This window comes from Terribacillus sp. AE2B 122, assembly GCF_902497585.1.
Lineage (GTDB): Bacteria > Bacillota > Bacilli > Bacillales > Amphibacillaceae > Terribacillus > Terribacillus saccharophilus_A.
The window spans coordinates 111,925-133,296 of the sequence record NZ_LR700948.1 but is presented as its reverse complement, the minus strand read 5'-3'; the positions used below and the strand labels follow the sequence as shown (position 1 = coordinate 133,296).

Below are 21,372 nucleotides of genomic sequence, written 5' to 3'. Positions count from 1 at the left end.
ACAATTCGGTTCTTGAAGGGAGATTATGGGTGCCGACACAAAAAAAGCAAGAGCGAAATTACCGCTCTTGCCTTTCAAGCAGCTTATGCAAATGTATAGCTTTCCAGCTGTACTGCTTTGTCAGTCTGCTCCCAAGGGAAGTTTTTATCTGTACGTCCGAAGTGACCGTATGCAGCTGTATCTTTGTAGATTGGCTGACGCAGGTTCAGCATCTTGATGATGCCGGCAGGACGAAGGTCGAATAAATCGCGTACCGCTTTCACCAATGCTTCTTCTGACTCTTTGCCTGTTCCGAAAGTATCGATACTGATGGATACTGGTTCAGCAACACCGATCGCATAAGCAAGCTGTACTTCACATTTCTCTGCAAGACCTGCTGCAACGATGTTCTTCGCCACATAACGTGCTGCATAAGCACCGGAACGGTCTACTTTTGTAGCATCTTTTCCGCTGAATGCACCGCCGCCGTGACGAGCATAACCGCCATACGTATCAACAATGATTTTACGTCCAGTCAGACCTGCATCACCTTGTGGTCCGCCGATAACGAATCGTCCAGTCGGGTTGATGATGTATTTTGTATTCTCATCCAGCAATTCAGCTGGAACGACAGGTTTGATAACAAGCTCTTTCAAATCGGTATGAATCTGAGCTTGCTCCACTTCTGGGTGGTGCTGTGTGGAGATGACAATCGTATCAATCCGTACTGGTTGATCGTTTTCGTCATATTCTACTGTTACTTGTGTTTTCCCATCCGGGCGCAAGTAATCCACAGTTTCATCTTTCCGTATCTTCGCCAGTTGCTTGGATAGACGGTGCGCCAATGAAATTGGCAGCGGCATATATTCTGGTGTTTCATTGCTTGCATAGCCAAACATCAAGCCTTGGTCACCTGCACCGATTGCATCGATCTCTTCGTCCGTCATCAGCCCTTCACGAGCCTCAAGCGCCTGATCAACACCACCTGCAATATCAGGAGATTGCTCATCGATTGCTGTCAATACAGCACATGTATCAGCATCAAAGCCATATTTCGCACGTGTATAACCAATTTCCTTGATTGTTTTACGCACGATGTTTTGGATATCTACATAAGCACTGGTTGTAATTTCACCTGCAACGAGTACAAGTCCAGTCGTAACAGTCGTTTCACAAGCAACACGGGCATTCGGATCCTTAGCTAGGATTTCATCTAATATAGCATCCGAGATCTGGTCACAGATTTTATCCGGATGCCCTTCAGTAACGGATTCTGAGGTAAATAATCGACGATTAGCAGTCATTCTGCCAAATCCCCCTTCAACTACAATTAATACGGAAGTTTTACTCTTTCCAAGGTATGTTATTAAGAAACTTGATAATGGGTGAAGGTTGAAAGAGCACTATCATTAGTATTGCTCTTTTTTTATTATTAAGCCGTTACATGAAAAAAACCTTCCATCATAACAGAAGGCTGGCTTATTCCCTCTCTTATCGTTCAAGGTATCCCTTGCTCAGGTTGAGCACCATTTCACAAAATGTGACGGTTGCCGGGTTTCTTAGGGCCTGTCCCTCCGCCTACTCTGAATAAGAGTGATTTTCCGTTCGCAACTATGTTATCGGAACAGCCTCCAGAAGTCAACAAAATCATGTTAATACCGACTTAAAAACTCGGAATTATTAACCAATAAAGCATTCACTTATCGATTGCATTTTAAAATAGTATGTATTAATATTTTAATGTGTTATACTAATTAAAACTTCTAAAAAAAAGGCGGGATCCAGATGCGAATGATGCACGCATTAACAGCGCTAGAAGAAATGCGCTCCCAATCCAATGTAAGGAAAAACCTATCAGCAGCTCAGCTGACGGAGGCGGCATTGTCCCACCAAGAAGCTCGTTTGACAAAGACTGGTGCTTTGCGGGCTGCGACAGGGAAATATACCGGCCGCTCACCAAAGGATAAATTCATCGTCAAAGACGAGCTTTCCGAAAACAAAGTAGACTGGGGAAAAGTCAACCAGCCTATTAGCGAAGAAACATTCGAGCAACTTTTAGGTAAAGTCGTAGACTATCTGCAGGCACAGGAAGAAGTATTCTCATTCCAAGGCTTTGCAGGGGCTGATGAACGTTACCATCTCCCAATACAAGTAATCAACGAATATGCTTGGCATAATCTATTTGCCCACCAATTGTTCATTCGGCCAAATGAGGAGGAGCTGACTGCACATAAACCTGCATTCACTGTCATCTCTGCTCCTGGTGTAAAAGCAGACCCACTAGTCGATGGCACTAATTCAGAAGCATTTGTCATCGTTTCCTTCAAACAGCGTGTAATCGTCATAGGTGGAACGGAATATGCCGGAGAAATGAAGAAATCCATCTTCTCCGTAATGAATTTCCTTCTGCCGCAGCAAGAAATCCTGCCAATGCACTGCTCTGCTAATGTAGGTTCAGACGGTGATACAGCACTCTTCTTCGGTTTATCTGGAACAGGTAAGACTACACTATCTGCTGATCCGAACAGACCTTTGATCGGAGATGACGAACATGGCTGGTCACCTGATGGAATCTTCAATATTGAAGGCGGCTGTTATGCTAAATGCATCAATCTTTCAGCTGAAAAAGAGCCAGAAATTCATGGCGCCATCAAGTTTGGCACTATTCTTGAAAATGTAGCTGTAGATGAAGCTGGCGTTTGTGACTATAAAGATGGTTCTGTTACAGAAAATACGCGTGCTGCTTACCCGATTGACTACATCAAGGGCAGCCTGGCGAAGAGCTTAGCTGGACATCCAAAAACAATCATTTTCCTGACCGCAGATGCAACTGGCGTGCTGCCGCCAATCAGTAAATTGACAACGGAACAGGCAATGTATCACTTCCTGAGTGGATATACGAGCAAACTTGCTGGCACAGAACGCGGTGTTACAGAACCTGAAGCTACGTTCTCGACTTGCTTCGGTGCTCCATTCCTGCCGCTGGCACCTTCTGTCTATGCTGAGATGCTCGGCGAAAAAATCAGTGAACATCAAGCAGAGGTGTATCTTGTCAATACCGGCTGGACAGGCGGAGATTACCATTCCGGTTCCCGCATGAAGCTTCCGTACACGCGCTCCATGGTCCAGGCTGCTCTCAGCGGAGAATTGCGTAATGCAGAAACTACTCAAGATCCAATTTTCGGCCTGCATGTACCTGTTTCCATTGCAAATGTACCAGCAGAGTTGCTGATGCCGGAAAATGCATGGGAAGACAAAGCAGCTTACAAATCGACCGCACAAGAACTTGCGGTAAAATTCCATCAGAACTTCACAAAATTTGATTTTATCGATGATGCTGTCCGCCAAGCTGGACCATTATATAGATAAAAAAAGAACTGCCCCAAAAGATGTTGATAGCTTTTGGGGCAGTTCTTTTACATTGTCTTTTCAAACTTATCTATATGATGCAATGCACTAGGCAGCACCTTATCTTTCATCATAAAGCTGTATTCAGCATGCTGTGCCAGATGGGAAGGGAACTTTTCGACCAGTACTGGCCCATATGTTTCCATGTAATTGGATTTCTTCCTCAGTTCCGAGATGATGGCATAATAGACATTCTTCACGATATGCCCGGCCTTGCCTGCCACGAAGTACTGACCGACATACTTCAGTTGCTGGACTACACCGCCAGTCTCTTCCATTACTTCCCGCAAAGCCGCATGCTCTGCCGTTTCTCCTTTTTCCACCTTACCGCCAGGGAACTCCAATCCCCTATCTTTATGACGTGTGAGAAGCCATTTGCTTCCGTATCGGCAAATCACCCACACATGTTTAGGCTGATCAGAAAATGGATGATCGGCGAAAGACATCTTCACTTCATTATTGTAGTAATCTCTGAACGTAATCATCTTCCCACTGCCTTCTTCACATCAAACCTACAAGTATTTGACTGCTGCTATCTTCCAGCCTCCGTCATACAAGAATTTGATCTCGATTGTATAGTTACCGTGCAAATCATCGGTATTGCTTTGTGTAATTGTAACATACTTATCGGAGTCTGTTTCCTCTTTGTATGAATTATCAGGATTGAACCAAGCTGGTGTCTCAGTCGGCAGAATGTACAAGCCGTCTGCTTCTTCCGTGAAATAGAAATCGACGATCGGTCCGCTTACATCTCTTGTAGCCACTTCGTCAAAACTTTTCAGCAATTCTTCTTTCGTATTATAGTTTAGAACTTTGTAATTTGTATCAATGTCTTGTGTGACTTTATCCATAAACGCAGCTGTAAGCTGTTCAATTTGTTCTTTATCCAGTTCCGGCTGCTCAGCAGCCTCATTTTTTTCTGCGTTTACTTGTTCAGCTGTTACAGCAGATATATTGTCTGATTGGTATGATAGCGCGAATGTAAATGGGACTAGGAGCGTGATGATAGCAGCTATTGCTTTTTTCCAAGTTGGTTTAAGCATAATTAGTCCTCCTTATGTAGTCATGTTATAGGTATTCCTCATCTTTCTGCTTTTAAAACCCAATTCTTTTGTAGGATTTTCTTACTGTTTGTCGTTTTCTGACACTTAACTTCAATTTGCATTTGAACAGGCATTACCCCCTTGTCTTTCTTTCAGCAATATAAAGAAGTGAAGGTTTAATTTGTAAAATATAGGGAAATAAGCATACGAATTACAAATGGCTTGATGAAAAGATACATACTATACCTTGAACTCAATTTCCTTTCTATCTGGCCAACTAAATAATATTGGAGGGTTAGCCTTGAAAAGAACTGAACCTAAGTTGGTTTATACCAGCCATCGCAGAAACTAAAAATCACTCGAAATAATGGAGAAACCATAGAAAACAATTGTAAAGACCATCAATGCCCTATGATGCAACGGTGGAATGTAAGACTTTTTCTCATGGCAATTACTTCACCTAGTACTGACGTCTCATTTTCTTCTGGGTATTATGCTTCTCTTTTGTAAACATCTGCAAAAAAATCGTAGTAACTTCTTACTGAATGTAGTTTTTTGTAGGAAATTGTGAAGCAAATTCATGTAAAATACGTAATGAATTGATAAGCATTCCATACGGACCAATTTTTAACATCTATTGTACTAAGACATACTCCGTTTGTAATAAGGTAACGGGGTCCGTGAAAAAGCAAATTATTTTGGAGGGATTAGATGAAATCGGTAAAACATCTTGGCTGGTTAGTATTAGCACTAGCACTATTTTTGACTGGGTGCGGAACAGACAGCGCTTCTACAGACGCTGAAGGCAAAGAGAAGAAAGGCCCGACGCCGGAAGAAATCCTGCAAAAATCCGCTGAAGCTAATGAAGACTTGAATAGCTATGATATGGATATGACAATGGATATGGACGTCAAAGCTTCTGGATTGGATCAAACCATGACTACTACAGCGGACGGTACTATCGTAATGGATCCACTTTCCTCAAAACTTAGCATGGAATCCATGGGACAGCAATTCGATATGTATATCAAAGACAATATGATTTATATGTATGAGCCAGCATCTGATATGTGGATGAAGATGGATGCTGAATCCGAAATCGGTGCTTCACTTGGTACTGATCAAGTAGCACAGCCTTTGGATGAGCAGGTCCAGCAAGTTAAGGATCTGGCGGAAAGTATTAAAGTATCCGAAACCGATACAGAGTATGTACTTGATGTAGTAGTAGCAGAGGATAAGATGATGAGCTTTATGGAAGAGCAAATGGGTGCAGCAGGCGAAAGCCTCGAGAGCATGGGTGACTTTACTTTCGATAAGTTCAACTACACAATTTCCATTGATAAAGAGACAAATTATCCTAAGAACATCAAATTGGATATGGTCATGAAGATGGAAGATGCCGGTGAAGAAGCAACTGTCAATGCATTGATGGATATGAACTATGAGAACTACAATGCAACAGACAGCATTGAAATTCCAGCTGAAGCAGAAAGCGCAGTAGACATTTCTGATCAAGCAGCTGCAACTTATTAAACAAGAAAAGGCACCAGGATATCCTGGTGCCTTTTCTTGTATTAGATATTATATTTCACATCTGCATCTTTTTCGAGCTCGTCCACTTTATCGAGCATGACAGTCTGTAAGTTCTGCTGTTCCATTGTCGCTTTCAGCTGGTCCTTGATGTCATCGTATTTCGGCAGACTATCTTCTTGTTTACTTTCTTTAGCCTGTTTTTCCATCTCTTCATAATATGTCTTCATATCGTCTTCTGTCACTTCTTTTGGTGACAGCTCGCTATCAACATATTTCGTTACAAGCAAGCCTTCCTTCAGCTGCTGCTTATACTCATCTTCTGTAGAGCCTGTAGCTTCCAGTGCCTGATTGAATTGGTCTTCATCTTCAAACTGCTCTTTAGCGGATTTAAGTTCATCGTCCACTTCTTTATCAGAAACCTCGTAGTCTTTATTCTCCGCTTCCTGCAGAAGCAGTTCATTTCCTACAAGACTTTTCAATACTTGTTCCTTCATTTCTTTCGCAGCATCATCTGTTGTCGGATCTGAGCCGCTTGCCTGTGATTGCTGTTGAGCAGAGGATAGAAGTGAATTATACTCTTCACCTTTAATTTCCGTACCATTGACAGTTGCGACTGTTTCGTCCGGATCCACTTGCTGTTTCTCCATCTTCTTCTGCATTTCTTCCATTTGCTTCTGTGCTTCTTCCTGATCGGCTGTTGTAGAAGCATTATCAGTTGATTTATCCTCATCATTCCCGCATGCAGCCAATACAATAGCTAGTACCAGCATCAGGCATAGGGTTGTAATACGTTTCATAAAATAGAAACCCCTCTCTTCATGTATGGTTACGAATGTAACATCTATTAGCACTCAACTCAAGTATACCACGCATTTTTAGTAGAAAAGTAAGAGAAAGACGCCCGGTTAGAGGGCGCCTTTTTTACGCATACTGCTTCTTGCTATTTTTATGGTCTTTCACTACCAGGGCAGCATGTACAGCTCCCGGAACGAAAAAGATTAGCGTTAAAACTAGATTCAAAAGCGCCTTAAATGGCTTACCGGTGAACAACACGGCCACAGGCGGCAATAAAATCGCCAACAGGTACATAAACATAGGTATTCCTCCTCTAAGCTGCATTACTTTAGAAATACCCCTATTTAGTTCATTTGACACCTATTTTCCTGTTGATACCTCACTGGATACATATAGCAGATATTCCATATCTACCTCAACCCCGATACCTGGTTCATCTGGTATTCGGATGCTTCCTTGTTCCACTTGCAGCGGATTGATGAGTAAGTCACGATCAAAATAACGGTCAGATCCAGACAAATCACCAGGGATTGAAAACCCTGGCAAAGAAGCGAGCGCCAGATTATGTGCCTTCGATATACCTGTTTCCACCATTCCTCCACACCAAACAGCTAAGCCAGCTTGCTGACACAAATTGTGTATTCGGATTGCTTCCGTCAAGCCTCCTACCCTTCCAATCTTAATATTAATTGTCCTGCATGCTCCTAACTCGAGAGCCTGCCAAGCATCAGAAAAGCTCTCCACTGTTTCATCAAGACAAATAGATGTGTTCATACGCTGCTGCAGGCGTTGATGCAGAACAATATCCCCTGGTATAAACGGCTGTTCAATCATCTGCAGGTTCAAGCTGTCCAACCCGGCAAGCAAGGAAATATCCTCTTCCTTGTACATGCCATTTCCGTCAATCAAGAGCGGAAGTTCTGGATCAATTTCCTTGACCAGCTCAATAGCTCTGCGTTCGTTATACTTTGCGACTTTTAGCTTGGCACGCTCAAAGCCTTGGCTGCGTATCATTTCAATTGTCTGCTCAAGATCGTCAGATAGACTTATAACCGCCCCTGCTTTCGCTTTTGTTCTTCTACCGCCAATACAAGCAGCAAGGCTCTTGCCCTGCTGCTTCGCGTATAAATCCCATGCCGCCCCTTCCACAGCAGCCTTGGCCATTTGGTTGCCGACGATGCCAGAAAACAGCTGTGGAACTTCTGTAGGATGATTTACTTTTTTAGCGAATAAAAGCGGAAGTAATGTTTCCTGCAGCAGGATCCAGCTGGATGCAACGGTTTCGCTTGTATAAAAAGGAATAGTAAAAGCAACGCCTTCGCCAAAGCCAGAACGCCCTTCATTATCCTGCAGCTCGACGATGATTCCTTCTCTTTCGTTCAGCGCACCAGCATGTGTCGTAAAGGGCTGTTTAAGCGGGAGCGTGTATCGGAATAGACGATAGCTTCTCAGTTCCATCACGCACTTCCTTCATCAAGCAGCTGCTGCAGCTTATAGCGCATCAGTTTATTACTGGCATTACGCGGAAGCTCATCCACCCAGTGCCAGTATTTTGGAATTTTATAGCGGGCCAGTCTTTCCTGACAGTATGTCTGTAATTCTTCGACGCTCACATCTGCACTTTTTACAAGGAATGCTACTGGTACGCCCCCCCATTTTGTATCAGTTTTTCCGATGACAGCTGCATCTTTTATAGATGGATGACTCGTTAATACGCCTTCCACTTCAGCAGGATAGATATTTTCACCTCCGGAAATGATCAGATCCTTCCTGCGGTCAAGCACATACAAGTAACCATCTTTATCTGTATAACCTACATCCCCTGTCGCCAACCAACCTTCTCGGAAAGCTCCTTCAGTTGCGTTTGGATTCCGATAATATCCTTTGGTGATCATCGGACCTTTCACTTGAATCTCCCCGGGCTCCTCCGGCTTGGCAAAACCAGTTTCGGTCATGATGCGCAGCTGGGCAGGAACAAGCGCTTTTCCGGCAGATCCTAGCTTGCGAATGCTATCCTCAGGGCTTAACGTCACGATTTGTGACGAAGTTTCGGTCATCCCATACGATTGGAATACAGGAATAGCACGTGCCTTTGACTCCTCCAGCAGATGGAGCGGAGCAGGTCCTCCTCCCAAAAGCATGCAGCGGAACTTCTCAGGATATGCGACACCATCTTCCTCCTGCAGCCGTAGCAAACGCTGTAGCATGACAGTCACCACAGAGACGATCGTCACACCATGGTCTATGATCGCTGTCTGTACGATTTTTTCATCAAAACTCTCGGTCACGTATAGAGGCATTCCATAAATGGCGCTTTTGAAAATAGTCGATAACCCACCCACATGGAACATCGGCAGAGGAGATAGCCACTTATCCTCATGGGAAAGGCCAAGATTCAGGGCAGAACCAATTGCACTCCACCAGTGGTTGCCGAATGTATGTTCAACACCTTTTGGATTGCCGGTTGTGCCGGAAGTGTAGATGATATTAAATACATCATCTAATCGAAGCTCTGTACAGCATGTATACTCCTTTTCAGGCTGCTCGTGCAGCATCTCTATCGTCAGTAAAGCTACACCAGTATCCTTCGCCTGTTTTTCGAATCTTGCTGCTGTGAGCAGTAAATCTGCTTCACTATCTTGCAGCTGGAATGACCATTCAGACGCTGTCAGTCTCGTATTAAGCAGGATCAATGTTGCACCGATATAGCTCAGCGCATGGACAAGCACCACCATCTCCACGCTGTTATGGGATAGCACAGCTACCCGGGATCCTTGTAGAACACCTAGAGAAGCGAGCTTACGAGCCTGGATATCGACTGCTTTATGCAAGTCACCGAATGTAATTTTCGTGCCCTCCGGCGTCTCTAATGCCAAACGCCCTGGACTAAGATCGGCCTGCTTCTGCAGCCAATGCGGGATGATTTCAGTCATGTTACATCCATTCCTTTCTGTCATAAAGAAGAACCTTTGCAATATGCTGCAAAGGTTCTAGATGGTATCTATTAAGGGAAACGCGGGAATTTCTTGAAGTCAGGTGTGCGTTTTTCCTTGAACGCATCACGGCCTTCCTTCGCTTCATCCGTTGTATAGTAAAGCAATGTTGCGTCTCCGCCCATTTGCTGCAAACCAGCAAGTCCATCTGTATCTGCATTAAGAGAAGCTTTCAAGAAACGCAATGCTGTTGGAGACATGGAAAGCATCTCTTCACACCATTTAACTGTTTCTGCTTCTAGCTGATCCAATGGAACGACTGTATTGACTAGGCCCATATCCAATGCTTCTTGTGCATTGTACTGACGGCATAGGAACCAAATTTCGCGAGCTTTCTTCTGACCGATATTACGCGCAAGAAGACCAGCACCGTATCCAGCGTCGAAGCTTCCGACACGAGGACCTGTTTGACCAAAGATTGCGTTATCAGCAGCAATAGTCAAGTCACAGACTACATGAAGAACATGTCCGCCGCCAATTGCATAACCAGATACTTCGGCAACAACTGGTTTAGGGATGACACGAATCAAACGCTGTAGGTCTAGTACATTCAAGCGAGGAATTTGGTCTTCTCCAACATAGCCGCCATGACCGCGTACTTTTTGGTCACCGCCAGAACAGAATGCTTTATCGCCGACACCAGCAAGCACGATAACACCGATGTTAGAGTCGTCACGAGCGTATGTAAACGCATCGATCAGTTCATTTACCGTTTGCGGACGGAACGCATTGCGAACTTCCGGACGGTTGATCGAAATTTTTGCGATCTGATTGTATTCTTCGTACAAAATATCTTCGTACGTACGGGTAGCTTCCCATGTAATTGCCATTATGATTCCTCCAATATATCCGCTTCATTATGAAGCAAGTATCTTCTTACTATTTTATCAAAGATTCGCGGTTGTTCAACATGGACACAGTGACCGGCTGTCGCAACGATGTGTAATTCTGCTGCTGGCAGCCGTTTTTCCATCTCCTGATTGATACCGACGAATTTATGATCCATCGATCCAGCAACTAAGATTACTGGTTTATCCAAATAGGACAGCTTGTCCCAATAGGAGTCTTGTTTGCCCGTTCCCATAGTCCGGAGTGAACTCGCCAAACCGTTCGCATGCTGCGATAGGCGTTCTTCCCTAATGATCTGCTGGATAAACTCAGGCAAGTTTTTTTGTGTGTCAAACAGCGGGATGTTTTCCCAAAAGTCAATAAACTGCACCACACCATCCGTCTCAAGCCGCCTGGCCAGACGCTCGTCCTGCATTTGCCTGGCCAGCCTTTCCTCTTCTGATCGCAACCCGGGTGATGCACTTTCCAGCAGCATCTCACTTATTCTATCAGGATAGCGGCAAGCAAAAGCAAGAGCAGCTCTCCCTCCCATTGAATACCCAAGTAGCTTGACGTCAGCAATGTTTTGTTGATCCAAAAAATCAGCAACAGCATCCGTGAAGCGGTCCATGGTCAGATCATCCTGAATGGCTGTCTGACCATGACCTGGCATATCTACAGCAATTACGTGATGCTTTTCACTCCACGATTCCAGGAATGACAACCACGTTTGATGCGTGCCAGTAAATCCATGAAACAGCAGGAGTGTATCTGACGCATTAGCACTGCCACTTTCGATATAGTGAATCTTAGGCATGACTAGCATCCAAATAATCTAGCAGCTGCCTCTCGGCTTTCTGCCATTTTTCACGGTGCCAGCTGACATTAGCATCCCGTTCGGTACGCACCTCGATGATATGCATTCCTTTTCTATTATAACTTTCCTGCAAAGCATCGGAAAATGCTGTACGATCATCTGCCAGTGTATAAGGCAGCTGATATAGTCCAGCTGTATGCGCGAAATCCAAGTTCGTCGGAGTACCGAAAAGCGCCTCGAAATGAGCTGCCTCTTGAGCTTGCGGCAGGAAGGAGAAGATGCCTCCTCCATTGTTATTGATCACAATAATAGTGAGATCGAGGCCGTAGTTGCGACCTAGCATCAGCCCGTTCATATCGTGATAGAAGGAAAGATCTCCGATTACGAGTGTGGTGCGTTTACCGCTGGCTGCAACACCCAGTGCTGTTGAAACAACACCATCAATTCCATTTGTTCCACGGTTGCACCATGGGTAGATTTGTTTATCTGTTGCAAAGAAGAAGCTGTCCAAATCACGGATCGGCATACTGTTACCAACGAACACGTTACTATCTTCCGGTGTTTCACGAAGCATGTCTTGCACAGCTGTTCCCTCAGTCAGCTCTTTTCTTTCCATATCGTCATGCAATACTTCTTGCGCAATCCGGTTCATTTCCTGCCAGGTTGGCAGCCATGTTTCTGGCTTAGCGGCAGGAATTGATGCTAACGCCTCGCAAAGCATAGCCGGATCAGCGTAGATAAATTGCGTGTCCACACCGACTGGTTCACGATAGCCTGCGTGTTTCTCCACGACAATATGTTTATTGCCAGTATATTCTTTCATCAGAAATAGATACGGCTTGGAAACAGGCATAGCGCCAAAACGAATAATAAAGTCCGGCTGCAGTTTCACACGTACAGATTCCGATTTAAGAATCGTATCATATGTTTCAATAATAACATCTTTCGCATGTGCTCCGCTTCGCAATTGTGATAGCGGATCTGCTAATATTGGCAACTGCCACTTTTCTGCAAGATGAACGACTGCATTCGCAAATTCCTTATCCTCCTGAGGGCCGACTACGATCAAGCCTTTTTTAGAGGTTTCAAGAATTTCGGCAAGCTGCTGTACTTGGTTTGCATCCAATTGTGCTGAACCATATAGAGCAGGCTTTGCTGTGTTTTCTCCTGAGGACCAAATGTTCTCAATGGTAAAATCAGGCGTAAGCGGCTCCCGAAACGGAAAATTAAGATGCACTGGTCCTGGATTTCCTTCCAGCGCCTGCTGCATCACTCTAGCTGCTTGCTGCTGTACATATCGCAATGCTGGCGGATTCGCTTCCGGAAGCATCATCTCATGGAACCATTTGACGAAGCCGCCGTACATCTGAATTTGATTGATGGCCTGCGGTGCACCTACGTCCCGCAGTTCATGCGGGCGATCTGCCGTCAAAAGAATCAAAGGGATACGACTGTAAAAAGCCTCAACAACAGCAGGCATATAGTTTGCTGCTGCAGTTCCTGATGTACAGACAAGCGCCACTGGTTTTTGACTTTCCTTCGCAAGACCAAGCGCAAAGAATGCAGCGGATCGCTCATCCAGATTCACCCATTGTTTCATTTGCGGATGCTCTGTCATCATAAGGGCTAGCGGAGTGGAACGAGATCCAGGTGAAATTACGACCTGCTCCACACCGCTTCGCCAAAGTGCATCCACAAAATGTCCGACATATTTGGTCAATGTTTCTATATGACTCATTCTGATACCTCCAAAGCTTCCAGCATTGGACGGAATTTGATCGCCGTCTCTTCGAATTCCATATCTGGATCCGAATCCTTCACGACACCACAGCCTGCAAACAGCACAGCCTGGTTCCCGTCCAGCAAACCAGAACGGATGGCCACGGCAGTATCACCATTACGATAGCTGTCCATCCAGCCTACCGGCGCACCGTACCAGCCTCGTTCAAGCGGTTCTTTTTTTTCAATGAAATCCAATGCTTCCTGTTTAGGCAGACCGCCTAACGCAGGTGTTGGATGCAGTTCCTGCACAATCTGCTGCAGCGAGGCTCCAGGCAGGAGTGTGGCAGAAACCGGTGTATGCAAGTGCTGAAGCTGCCGTAGTTTCAATAGCTGCGGTCCATCAGGCACAAGCAAGTCCTTGCTATATTTGCTGATTACATCGGTAATCATCTTTACAACGTATTGATGTTCTTCACGATTTTTACTATCTTGCAGCAGCGCATCTCCGATCATTTGATCGTCTGTCTCGCTCTTACCGCGCGGAGCAGTTCCTGCGACACAGCTTGTATGCAGTATGCCAGACTCAACACGCACTAGACGCTCCGGCGTCGCCCCAAGAAAACACGCTGAGCCATTTTCGACAGCAAAAATAAAACTGTCCTTTTGGGTGTCCAGCAAATTACGAAGCACACCAGCTGCATGAAGCTTCTCTTCAAATTCAAGTTTCATCGCTCGCGCCAGCACAACTTTATCCAATTCAGTCGATTTTATTGTGTCCGTTGCTTCGTTTACTAATCGCTTCCATGCTTGTGACTCTAGCTCTTCCTTCCTAATGAGCTCCGTCTGCAGCGCAGGAAGATCTTTTTCAGCGAACAGCTGCTCGAGCTGCCCAAGTATAGTAGTGATTTGACTCTCTATATTCGAACCATCCACTAACTGATTAATTGTTACATAATATTCTTTCTCCGTTTTGGTCAAAGTAAAAGCAGGTATGCGATATTGTGTATCTGGAAAGTCCTGCCACAGTTCACGTTCACGCTCCTGCTGAAAGTTCATTCCACTAAAAGCAACAGGGCCTGTTCCAGCTCTCAAAGAAAGATTGTGAACAACTGCACTTTCTATAACATGCTCCCATTCATCAGCAGTACGCATATCCAATATTGCCGGTCCTGCACCAACCAAGTAAAGATCATCTTTTTGGCTGTACCAGAAATGGCGGTTTCCTTCTAAAGAAGAACCATTAGCAAAGAAACGGAGAGGATCTATCGCTCCGACTTTCTCAGTCCAGCTGACCAGTATTTGCTGTTGCTGCTTATCAGCAGCTTTACGAAGAAAAGACTCGAAATCCGTCTTATATTGTTGAATCATATTTTCCGACCTCCACATTACTGCAAGGACAATTAAAGTTCATTTACGTTCATTTTCTGATGTCCTTCCCTATTCTATTCCCTTTTTCGCCGATAAACAAGGAGTAGCACTTGATAACTTATTTTAAGTAAGCAATTAACGTTGACATGCTATCTTTGTTTCCCTAAAATTAATATGATATAATGCCCTGCATTTTTAAGGAGAGAAAGTATTATGCAATCTATCGGGAACGATAACGTGCGACAAGCACTTAATGAGCGCGAAGGCTTCCAAATTTGGTGGCGCCTGATGCGTCCTCATACTTTGACGGCTTCCTTCGTGCCTGTCTTTATAGGAACGATGCTCGCTGCATTGGATGGCAAGATCAACTGGCTGCTTTTCGGAGCTATGCTGCTTGCATGTATGCTGATCCAATGTGCGACGAATATGTTCAATGAGTATTATGACTTTGTCCGCGGCCTGGATAATGAACAGTCTGTTGGAATCGGCGGTACCATTGTACGCGACGGTATCAAGCCGAAAACCGTTTTGTCACTAGCATTGACTTTCTATGCTATCAGCATGCTGTTAGGCGTTTATATTTGCATGGAATCCAGCTGGTATATTGCATTAATCGGACTAGCATGTATGCTTTGCGGTTATTTGTATACAGGAGGACCTTATCCAATTTCCTACACACCTTTCGGGGAATTGACATCTGGAGTTTTTATGGGCGCAATCATCATTTGCATAACATATTACATCCAGACATTAACACTTACTGGTGATGTTGTATTGATCAGTATTCCTGTGACTATTTTCATTGCGTGTATCAATTTCGCCAATAACCTGCGTGACCATGACGGTGACAAAGTAAACGGCAGAAGAACAGTTGCGATCCTGCTCGGCCGTAAAAAAGGTGTTACCTTCCTTGGCATTTGTTTTATTGTCAGCTATGTCATTACTGCTGTGTTCATTGCTGTAGGATTACTTCCAATTTGGGCGGTCATCACATTCTTGAGCATTAAGAAAGCTCGTGATGCTTACCGTGGTTTCATTGGCAAGACAATGCCGCTTGAGATGATGCCTGCGATGAAGGCAACAGGTCAAACAAATACAATTTATGGTCTATTGCTTGTGATTGCTTTACTGATCCAGCAATTCGTACCACTTTCATTCTGACTTTAGAAGCGGGCATCCAGCCCGCTTTTTTATATAGGTTTAATACATACTAGTACGGGAAATACATTACATACAGAAAGCAGGTTACTATATATGAACTTCTCAGATACATTAATGGAGCAGCTGCAAATGCGTGTGGTCGAAGCAAATAAGGATCAGGTTGTGATGGAGATGCCCGTCGGACCGCATAACAGACAGCCAATGGGTTTCTTGCACGGTGGTGCTAGCGTAGCTTTGGCAGAAACAGCAGCAAGTATTGGAGGCAACCTGCATGCAGATCCTGCAACACAGGCTGTGTTTGGCCTGGAGATCAACGCAAACCATATTCGCAGTGTTCGGTCTGGCATCGTAACTGCAGTCGCTTCTCCGATTCATGTTGGAAAATCGACGATGGTATGGCAAATATCCATTTCGGATGAGAATGAAGACCTGCTCTGTATCGCCCGCTGTACGCTGGCCGTTAAAACGAGAAGGCAATAAAGGAGATGGATTGAAAATGGATAAAAATAAACTGGATTATTTCCGTAAGCAATTGCTTGCGATGAAGGAAGAAGCAGAGGAACAAATTAAAGGCAACGATAGTTATAACAGCGCTAAAGAATTCCCTAATGATTCTACTGGCGAGCTTTCGACAATTGTCAATCACCCAGGTGACCTTGGCACAGAAATGCATGATCGTGAAACTGCAGAAACATTGAAAGAAGCAGCACGTGAACGCCTTCGTGATATTGAGGATGCATTAGACAGAATCGAAGAAGGTACGTATGGAGTAAGCGAGAAATCCGGCGAACCTATCCCTGAGGAACGGCTGAAGGCTGAACCTACCGCCCGCTTGCTAGTAGAGGAACAAGCTGAAGTTGAAGAGACAAGAAGAGCTTAAAAAGTGCATAAGAAAAGGCACCCTCGCAGGGTGCCTTTGTTGATATTGCGGCGTGTAAAGCCATGTGGCCACATCCACACGTGTCTAAGACGTGCTTTACCGACTTATGCAATTCAGCTCATCGCTAGACTATTGTAGCATGGATTATCTTGCTTTGCAACAACTTTTTCAGTCAAATAAAAAAGCTCCCAAATCGGGAGCTTTTCTTATGCTGCAGCTGTTCTTTTACGCTTCGCGAACCAAGGTTTCAGTTTTGCAAATAGCGGCACGAAGACGATTGCTATGATGATACCTTTCAAAAGGTTGAATGGTAGGATACCAGCAACGACTGCTGCCCATTTCGCATCAGCACTTAGGACAGGAGAACCCAGGAAAATGCTATATAATGGCAGAACAACAAAGTAATTTAGTACACCCATTCCTACAGCCATGGTAACTGTACCTGTAGCCAATCCTGACACGAGTGTTTTTTTGCCTGCTTTGAATTTATGATAAAAGTATGCAACCGGCATTACGAAGAGCATGCCTGCCAGGAAATTCGCCACGACACCAACCGGGTCCCCAGCTCCTGTAAAGATAAGATATAATAAGTTCTTGATTGCTTCGACAGCAACACCTGCAAGCGGTGAAAACAGCAGTGCTGCAATCAGTACCGGAATCTCACTGAAATCTATCTTCAAGTAAGGCGGCAGAAATGGAAGCGGGAAATTGAGCAGCATAAGCACCATGCTGATCGCTCCCAGTAAAGCGAAAGTGATTGATTTTGTTAACTTGGATGAACGCATAATCGTTCTCCTCCTTCATCTTGTTTATCGATTCTAACTCTTGATGAAGGGGAAGCAGCCTATCTACGTTAAAAAACCCCGGAGCATAACGCTCTGGGGCTTGGAATATACGCAAATAAGCATGAAGATGTTAAGCATACAAATATCGTATGGAAACAAGGATAGCCCGTTCGGCATCCCTCTTCTGCTTCGTATCTTCTCCCATCCAGACTTTCACTGTCGGTCCCGGACTTGCACCGGATCAGCCGCAGAACTAAGTTCTGCGGGTCACGGACTTCAGCAGTGTTTCCTGCTGTCACCGTCGGTCGGGAATTACACCCTGCCCCGAAGATAGAATCGATTTAGTTTTGTTATTATATTATAACTGCTTTCTGTGCATTTGCAACCCCTATGCTCACAGGTCTAATGGATTCAAGCTTTCTTCGCCAGTCAGGTTTGTCAGGAATTTTACCAATAGATCGATTTCCTGCTGAATGACCTGCAGACTGACTGTTTCCACCGGGGAGTGCATATAGCGAAGCGGCAAAGACACAAGCGCTGTCGATACACCTTTACCTGAATAGCGCATCTTATCGGCATCAGTTCCGGTAGCGCGAGGTGTTAGTTCATATTGCAGCGGAATGTCCAGTTCCTTCGCTGCTTGCTCTAGCAAGATATTCCCTTTTCGGTTGATCGGTGCACCTTTAGCCAGCACAGGTCCTCCGTCCAAGCTAACGTCTACTGCTTTCCGTTTGTTAACACCTGGATGGTCAGTTGCAAATGTAACGTCACATGCAATCGCTAAATCTGGCTGAATACCAGCTGCTGCGAAATACGCTCCACCCATATTTGTTTCTTCGTTTACTGTGCTGACTGCATATACGCCAACATTAACGTTCTCTTTCTTAAGCCGGCGGACAACTTCTCCTACGATGAATGAACCTGTACGGTTATCCAAACCTCTTCCAGTCAAATAACGATCCATAAGCACTGATGGCTGCCGCTGATAGACGATCAAATCACCTACTTGCACGTATTGCTCCATTTCCTGCTTGGACTTCGCTCCGCAATCTATATACAGATCCGGCAGTTCAAAGTCTCCCTTCACTCCTCCAAGATGCATCGCATTCACACCGACTACACCTGGAATCGTCTTGTTATAACCTATGACCTGTACGGTCATACCTAATGCTGCTTTTGCATTGAAGCGTCCCATTTCATCAATCTGCAGGAAACCATTCGCATCAATTCCGGTAACGACCATTGCGATTTCATCACAATGCCCAGCAAGAAGGACTTTGAATTCTGCATCCGGGTTTACAACTGCAATAGCGTTACCTGATACATCCGTTCTCATCTCATCTGCGTATGGAGCATATTCTTTCATCCACTTTTTCTGTATGTCCATTTCATAGCTTGACGGAGATGCCGTCCGCAGTAATTCCATTAAAAATTCCTGATTATCTAGTTGCATGTCTATTCCGCCTTTTTATGTAGTCTTCTATCACTGTAGCATAATCAGAAGCTTATTTGTTTAGTTTATCCTAGCGCTCGGGTAAACTAAACATCAGAAAGGATGAGATACATGACGACACTAAACGAATGGTTTGAAAAAGGAATAAATATCGACGCTTATTTGGACTCCATGCAAACTCATAAAGAAAATACAATGCATATCTACGATCACTACGAGCTCCCAGCTGATACGGAATTTTTCAACACACTGCGCACTCAGAAATTGCGTGCCATCGTACTGACAGAAGACTGGTGCGGAGATGCCATGCTGAACTTACCGATTTTTTATCACATCGCACAGGCCGGAGCAATTGATGTGCGCATCCTTCACCGTGATGAAAACCTTGAGTTGATGGATCAATACCTAACTAATGGGAAAAGCCGTTCCATTCCGATCATAATCTTTATTAACCAAAATGGGGATGAAGTTGCAAAATGGGGTCCAAGAGCTCCTGAACTACAAGTATATATAGATGAATCCTTCAGCAGTCTGCCAGATAAGGATGCACCTGAATATGAAGAAAAACGCAATCAGATGCTCACTTTTATTACAAAATCCTATCGTGACAATACAGACTTCTGGCAGCGCGTCTATGCAAGTTTTAAACGCGGCCTTGAAGAAGCATAAAAACATCCATTACGGATGTTTTTTTGTTTTGCAAAGCAAGATATGTGTCACGCCGCTTCCATATCACACAAATTGGCGCTCCATCTTAGCTGCCAGCTTGCGGCTAGGTCCATATTCAAGCAGTTCATAATACACCCCTAAGTTGGTTAGCAGGTCTGCACGCTGACAGATTGCCTCCTTGTCGGCAGAATCATAATTAAACAATACTTGCTTCAAAAAATCCGTATTTATTTGTCTGATTCCAACAAAATCGATGGCTGGATCACCAACATGCATATCACTGAAATCGATGATGCCGACCTGACGGGATGATTCCTCCCACAAAATATGCGCTGGTCTGAGATCGCCATGTACTACAGTGGTAAAAACCGGATGCAGTTTTGCAAACACACTCTCTGTATGATGGATAACAGAAGCGGATAAATCGGGATAAAACAATCTTATTTTCTCAAGGAGCAGATCATAATAAGATCTGTCTCTTTTTGGCAGCCTGTAACTGGTGGGATCTAGTTTGTGAAGCTTCGAAAGAAAGGTACCTAGCTGAATCGCGGCATTCTCCAGAAAAAGATCCGACATGCTCGCAGAGATTGGTTGACCTGGTATGTATGGATAGAGCATCGCTTCTCTGCCCTCCGGAGTTGTACAGATGGTAAATGCCGGCAGTGCAATATTTGTTTTGGTCTGCAAATCCTTAAGTATTTTCTCCACTTCCTGGTTGGCTGTTATAGCTTTTTTTGGCACTCGGAATACCCAGTTGTCATTCAGTACATATACGTCATGATCCCAACCCGAATCAATAGCTTCTACTTGCCTGATTGGCTCCTGCAAGTGCCCTTCCAGCCATGCTGCTGTCAATTTATCCAACCCTTCTCCTCCTGTCCGTTTAAAGCATGTGAATATACATATACTAACAAAAATTGAGGAGGGATAGCATGGTTACACAGTTTCTGCGCCGTTTCTATTTCCGCCTTCCCATATTTGTACGTCTCTTTTCTACTATACTTGTGGTGATGGTGTTATTCGGCATATGCATGCGCCACATAGAACCGAAGCAATTCCCAACTTATTTTGACGGTATCTGGTGGGCATTCGTCACTGCTTCCACTGTCGGCTACGGAGACTTGATTCCGGAAACATTGTATGGCAAGATACTTGCAATTTTCCTCATCCTATCTGGAGCTGGTCTTGTTACTTTTTCTTTGACCACCATTGCTGCTGGAACTGTAAAGTATACCCAGGATCTTTCCAAAGGGCTTACTGAGTTCAAAGGAAGTAATCATATCATCATTATTGGCTGGAATGAGCGGACCAGGACACTGCTTGAGAAGCTGAATGAAAAACACCCGGAACAGTCTGTCGTCTTAATCGATCAGTCACTGACTATGCTCCCCTACCGGGAACATACTTTACACTTCATCCGTGGAGACGCATCTGAGGATAAGACCCTTCAAAAAGCGAATATCCAATATGCAAAGACCGCTATTATTACTGCAAACGCTGGCAAAAACGAGAAACAGATTGATTACATGACAATTCTGACAGCAATTGCTTTACGAGGAAACAATCCAAATCTTCATATCGTGGCCGAAGTGCTGACGCATAGTCAGAAAGAAAACCTTCGCCGTGCAGGAGCAGATGTCGTCATCCGATCAAATGATTTCGTGAGCACATTGTTTTTCCACGAAGTGTATCATAAAGAAAAGAAAAGTCATCTGGAGCTGCTGCTGCATTTTCTGAAAGAACAGGAAATTCGAAGCATATCATTGCCAAGTGAATTAGCAGGTAAAAGCTTCTTTGAAGCAAGCCGTTATTTTGCCCGTAAAGAGAAGACGGCAATTGGTTATATGCGTGGAGAAACAATAGATATGAGCCCAGACTTCCAGGAACCGATGCTTCAGGAAGACAGCATCATCACCTTGCAGCATATCGAATAAAAAA

General features: G+C 44.5%; 21 protein-coding genes and 2 riboswitches. Of the genes, 7 read left to right on the top strand and 14 right to left on the bottom strand.

Annotation, left to right across the window (positions count from 1 at the left end; translation table 11 throughout):
• Window positions 1-83: 83 nt before the first annotated feature.
• Entirely contained in the window at window positions 84-1,283 is a 1,200-nt protein-coding gene (gene metK / locus AE2B122_RS16150; RefSeq protein WP_175074699.1) for a methionine adenosyltransferase, read from the bottom strand.
• A 184-nt stretch (window positions 1,284-1,467) separates the two neighbouring features.
• Window positions 1,468-1,573: riboswitch (SAM riboswitch) on the bottom strand.
• A 191-nt stretch (window positions 1,574-1,764) separates the two neighbouring features.
• Here metK and pckA point away from each other — a divergent pair.
• Entirely contained in the window at window positions 1,765-3,348 is a 1,584-nt protein-coding gene (gene pckA / locus AE2B122_RS16145) for a phosphoenolpyruvate carboxykinase (ATP) (RefSeq protein WP_371809670.1), read from the top strand.
• Window positions 3,349-3,395: 47 nt separating this feature from the next.
• On the opposite strand, the gene ytkD is transcribed toward pckA, so the two are convergent.
• Together ytkD and AE2B122_RS16135 are read right to left on the bottom strand one after the other, a co-directional pair.
• Complete coding sequence (gene ytkD, locus AE2B122_RS16140) at window positions 3,396-3,872, bottom strand: RNA deprotection pyrophosphohydrolase (RefSeq protein WP_095218286.1); 477 nt, start codon at window positions 3,870-3,872, stop codon at window positions 3,396-3,398.
• A 27-nt stretch (window positions 3,873-3,899) separates the two neighbouring features.
• Window positions 3,900-4,430, bottom strand: coding sequence for a hypothetical protein (locus AE2B122_RS16135; RefSeq protein WP_095218287.1), 531 nt, complete (start codon window positions 4,428-4,430; stop codon window positions 3,900-3,902).
• Between the two features lie 711 nt (window positions 4,431-5,141).
• Here AE2B122_RS16135 and AE2B122_RS16130 point away from each other — a divergent pair.
• Window positions 5,142-5,963, top strand: a complete 822-nt coding sequence (locus AE2B122_RS16130) for a DUF6612 family protein (protein ID WP_095218288.1) — start codon at window positions 5,142-5,144, stop codon at window positions 5,961-5,963.
• 41 nt (window positions 5,964-6,004) lie between these two features.
• Here AE2B122_RS16130 and AE2B122_RS16125 read toward each other — a convergent pair whose 3' ends face one another.
• The 8 genes from AE2B122_RS16125 to AE2B122_RS16090 all read right to left on the bottom strand — a co-directional run bounded on the left by AE2B122_RS16125 (window position 6,005) and on the right by AE2B122_RS16090 (window position 14,486).
• Complete coding sequence (locus AE2B122_RS16125; RefSeq protein ID WP_095218289.1) at window positions 6,005-6,760, bottom strand: SurA N-terminal domain-containing protein; 756 nt, start codon at window positions 6,758-6,760, stop codon at window positions 6,005-6,007.
• A 124-nt stretch (window positions 6,761-6,884) separates the two neighbouring features.
• Window positions 6,885-7,052 carry a YqaE/Pmp3 family membrane protein gene (locus AE2B122_RS16120; protein ID WP_245609735.1) on the bottom strand — a complete coding sequence of 56 codons (168 nt, stop codon included), beginning with the start codon at window positions 7,050-7,052 and terminating at the stop codon, window positions 6,885-6,887.
• Window positions 7,053-7,118: 66 nt separating this feature from the next.
• The gene (menC, locus tag AE2B122_RS16115; RefSeq protein WP_095268591.1) at window positions 7,119-8,216 is read right to left on the bottom strand and encodes an o-succinylbenzoate synthase; all 1,098 of its coding nucleotides are present in this window, start codon (window positions 8,214-8,216) and stop codon (window positions 7,119-7,121) included.
• The gene (locus tag AE2B122_RS16110; RefSeq protein ID WP_175074698.1) at window positions 8,216-9,691 is read right to left on the bottom strand and encodes an o-succinylbenzoate--CoA ligase; all 1,476 of its coding nucleotides are present in this window, start codon (window positions 9,689-9,691) and stop codon (window positions 8,216-8,218) included. The genes menC and AE2B122_RS16110 overlap by 1 nt, the downstream gene beginning before the upstream one ends.
• A 71-nt stretch (window positions 9,692-9,762) precedes the next feature.
• Window positions 9,763-10,581, bottom strand: coding sequence for a 1,4-dihydroxy-2-naphthoyl-CoA synthase (gene menB, locus AE2B122_RS16105; protein ID WP_038565044.1), 819 nt, complete (start codon window positions 10,579-10,581; stop codon window positions 9,763-9,765).
• Complete coding sequence (gene menH / locus AE2B122_RS16100) at window positions 10,581-11,396, bottom strand: 2-succinyl-6-hydroxy-2,4-cyclohexadiene-1-carboxylate synthase (RefSeq protein ID WP_254593537.1); 816 nt, start codon at window positions 11,394-11,396, stop codon at window positions 10,581-10,583. The genes menB and menH overlap by 1 nt, the downstream gene beginning before the upstream one ends.
• Window positions 11,389-13,134: a 2-succinyl-5-enolpyruvyl-6-hydroxy-3-cyclohexene-1-carboxylic-acid synthase gene (menD, locus tag AE2B122_RS16095; protein WP_175074696.1), complete on the bottom strand. Its 1,746-nt coding sequence runs from the start codon at window positions 13,132-13,134 to the stop codon at window positions 11,389-11,391. The genes menH and menD overlap by 8 nt, the downstream gene beginning before the upstream one ends.
• Window positions 13,131-14,486, bottom strand: a complete 1,356-nt coding sequence (locus AE2B122_RS16090) for an isochorismate synthase MenF (protein ID WP_175074695.1) — start codon at window positions 14,484-14,486, stop codon at window positions 13,131-13,133. The genes menD and AE2B122_RS16090 overlap by 4 nt, the downstream gene beginning before the upstream one ends.
• A gap of 213 nt (window positions 14,487-14,699) precedes the next feature.
• On the opposite strand from AE2B122_RS16090, the gene AE2B122_RS16085 reads away from it, so the two are divergent.
• The 3 genes from AE2B122_RS16085 to AE2B122_RS16075 all read left to right on the top strand — a co-directional run bounded on the left by AE2B122_RS16085 (window position 14,700) and on the right by AE2B122_RS16075 (window position 16,527).
• Complete coding sequence (locus tag AE2B122_RS16085; protein ID WP_175074694.1) at window positions 14,700-15,647, top strand: 1,4-dihydroxy-2-naphthoate polyprenyltransferase; 948 nt, start codon at window positions 14,700-14,702, stop codon at window positions 15,645-15,647.
• Window positions 15,648-15,740: 93 nt separating this feature from the next.
• Window positions 15,741-16,127 carry a hotdog fold thioesterase gene (locus AE2B122_RS16080; protein WP_095218296.1) on the top strand — a complete coding sequence of 129 codons (387 nt, stop codon included), beginning with the start codon at window positions 15,741-15,743 and terminating at the stop codon, window positions 16,125-16,127.
• 16 nt (window positions 16,128-16,143) lie between these two features.
• Window positions 16,144-16,527, top strand: coding sequence for a TraR/DksA C4-type zinc finger protein (locus AE2B122_RS16075; RefSeq protein ID WP_093880306.1), 384 nt, complete (start codon window positions 16,144-16,146; stop codon window positions 16,525-16,527).
• A gap of 206 nt (window positions 16,528-16,733) precedes the next feature.
• Here AE2B122_RS16075 and AE2B122_RS16070 read toward each other — a convergent pair whose 3' ends face one another.
• Window positions 16,734-17,312 (bottom strand): ECF transporter S component, encoded by a 579-nt coding sequence (locus AE2B122_RS16070; RefSeq protein WP_095218297.1) that lies wholly within the window; start codon window positions 17,310-17,312, stop codon window positions 16,734-16,736.
• Between the two features lie 189 nt (window positions 17,313-17,501).
• Window positions 17,502-17,648: riboswitch (FMN riboswitch) on the bottom strand.
• A gap of 58 nt (window positions 17,649-17,706) precedes the next feature.
• Window positions 17,707-18,765, bottom strand: coding sequence for a M20/M25/M40 family metallo-hydrolase (locus tag AE2B122_RS16065; RefSeq protein ID WP_175074693.1), 1,059 nt, complete (start codon window positions 18,763-18,765; stop codon window positions 17,707-17,709).
• Window positions 18,766-18,876: 111 nt separating this feature from the next.
• Here AE2B122_RS16065 and AE2B122_RS16060 point away from each other — a divergent pair, with 111 nt between their 5' ends.
• On the top strand, window positions 18,877-19,434 hold the full coding sequence (locus tag AE2B122_RS16060) for a thioredoxin family protein (RefSeq protein WP_175074692.1): 558 nt from the start codon (window positions 18,877-18,879) through the stop codon (window positions 19,432-19,434).
• Between the two features lie 63 nt (window positions 19,435-19,497).
• On the opposite strand, the gene AE2B122_RS16055 is transcribed toward AE2B122_RS16060, so the two are convergent.
• On the bottom strand, window positions 19,498-20,298 hold the full coding sequence (locus AE2B122_RS16055; protein ID WP_175074691.1) for a phosphotransferase family protein: 801 nt from the start codon (window positions 20,296-20,298) through the stop codon (window positions 19,498-19,500).
• 68 nt (window positions 20,299-20,366) lie between these two features.
• On the opposite strand from AE2B122_RS16055, the gene AE2B122_RS16050 reads away from it, so the two are divergent.
• Window positions 20,367-21,368, top strand: a complete 1,002-nt coding sequence (locus AE2B122_RS16050; protein WP_175074690.1) for a TrkA family potassium uptake protein — start codon at window positions 20,367-20,369, stop codon at window positions 21,366-21,368.
• Window positions 21,369-21,372: the final 4 nt, after the last annotated feature.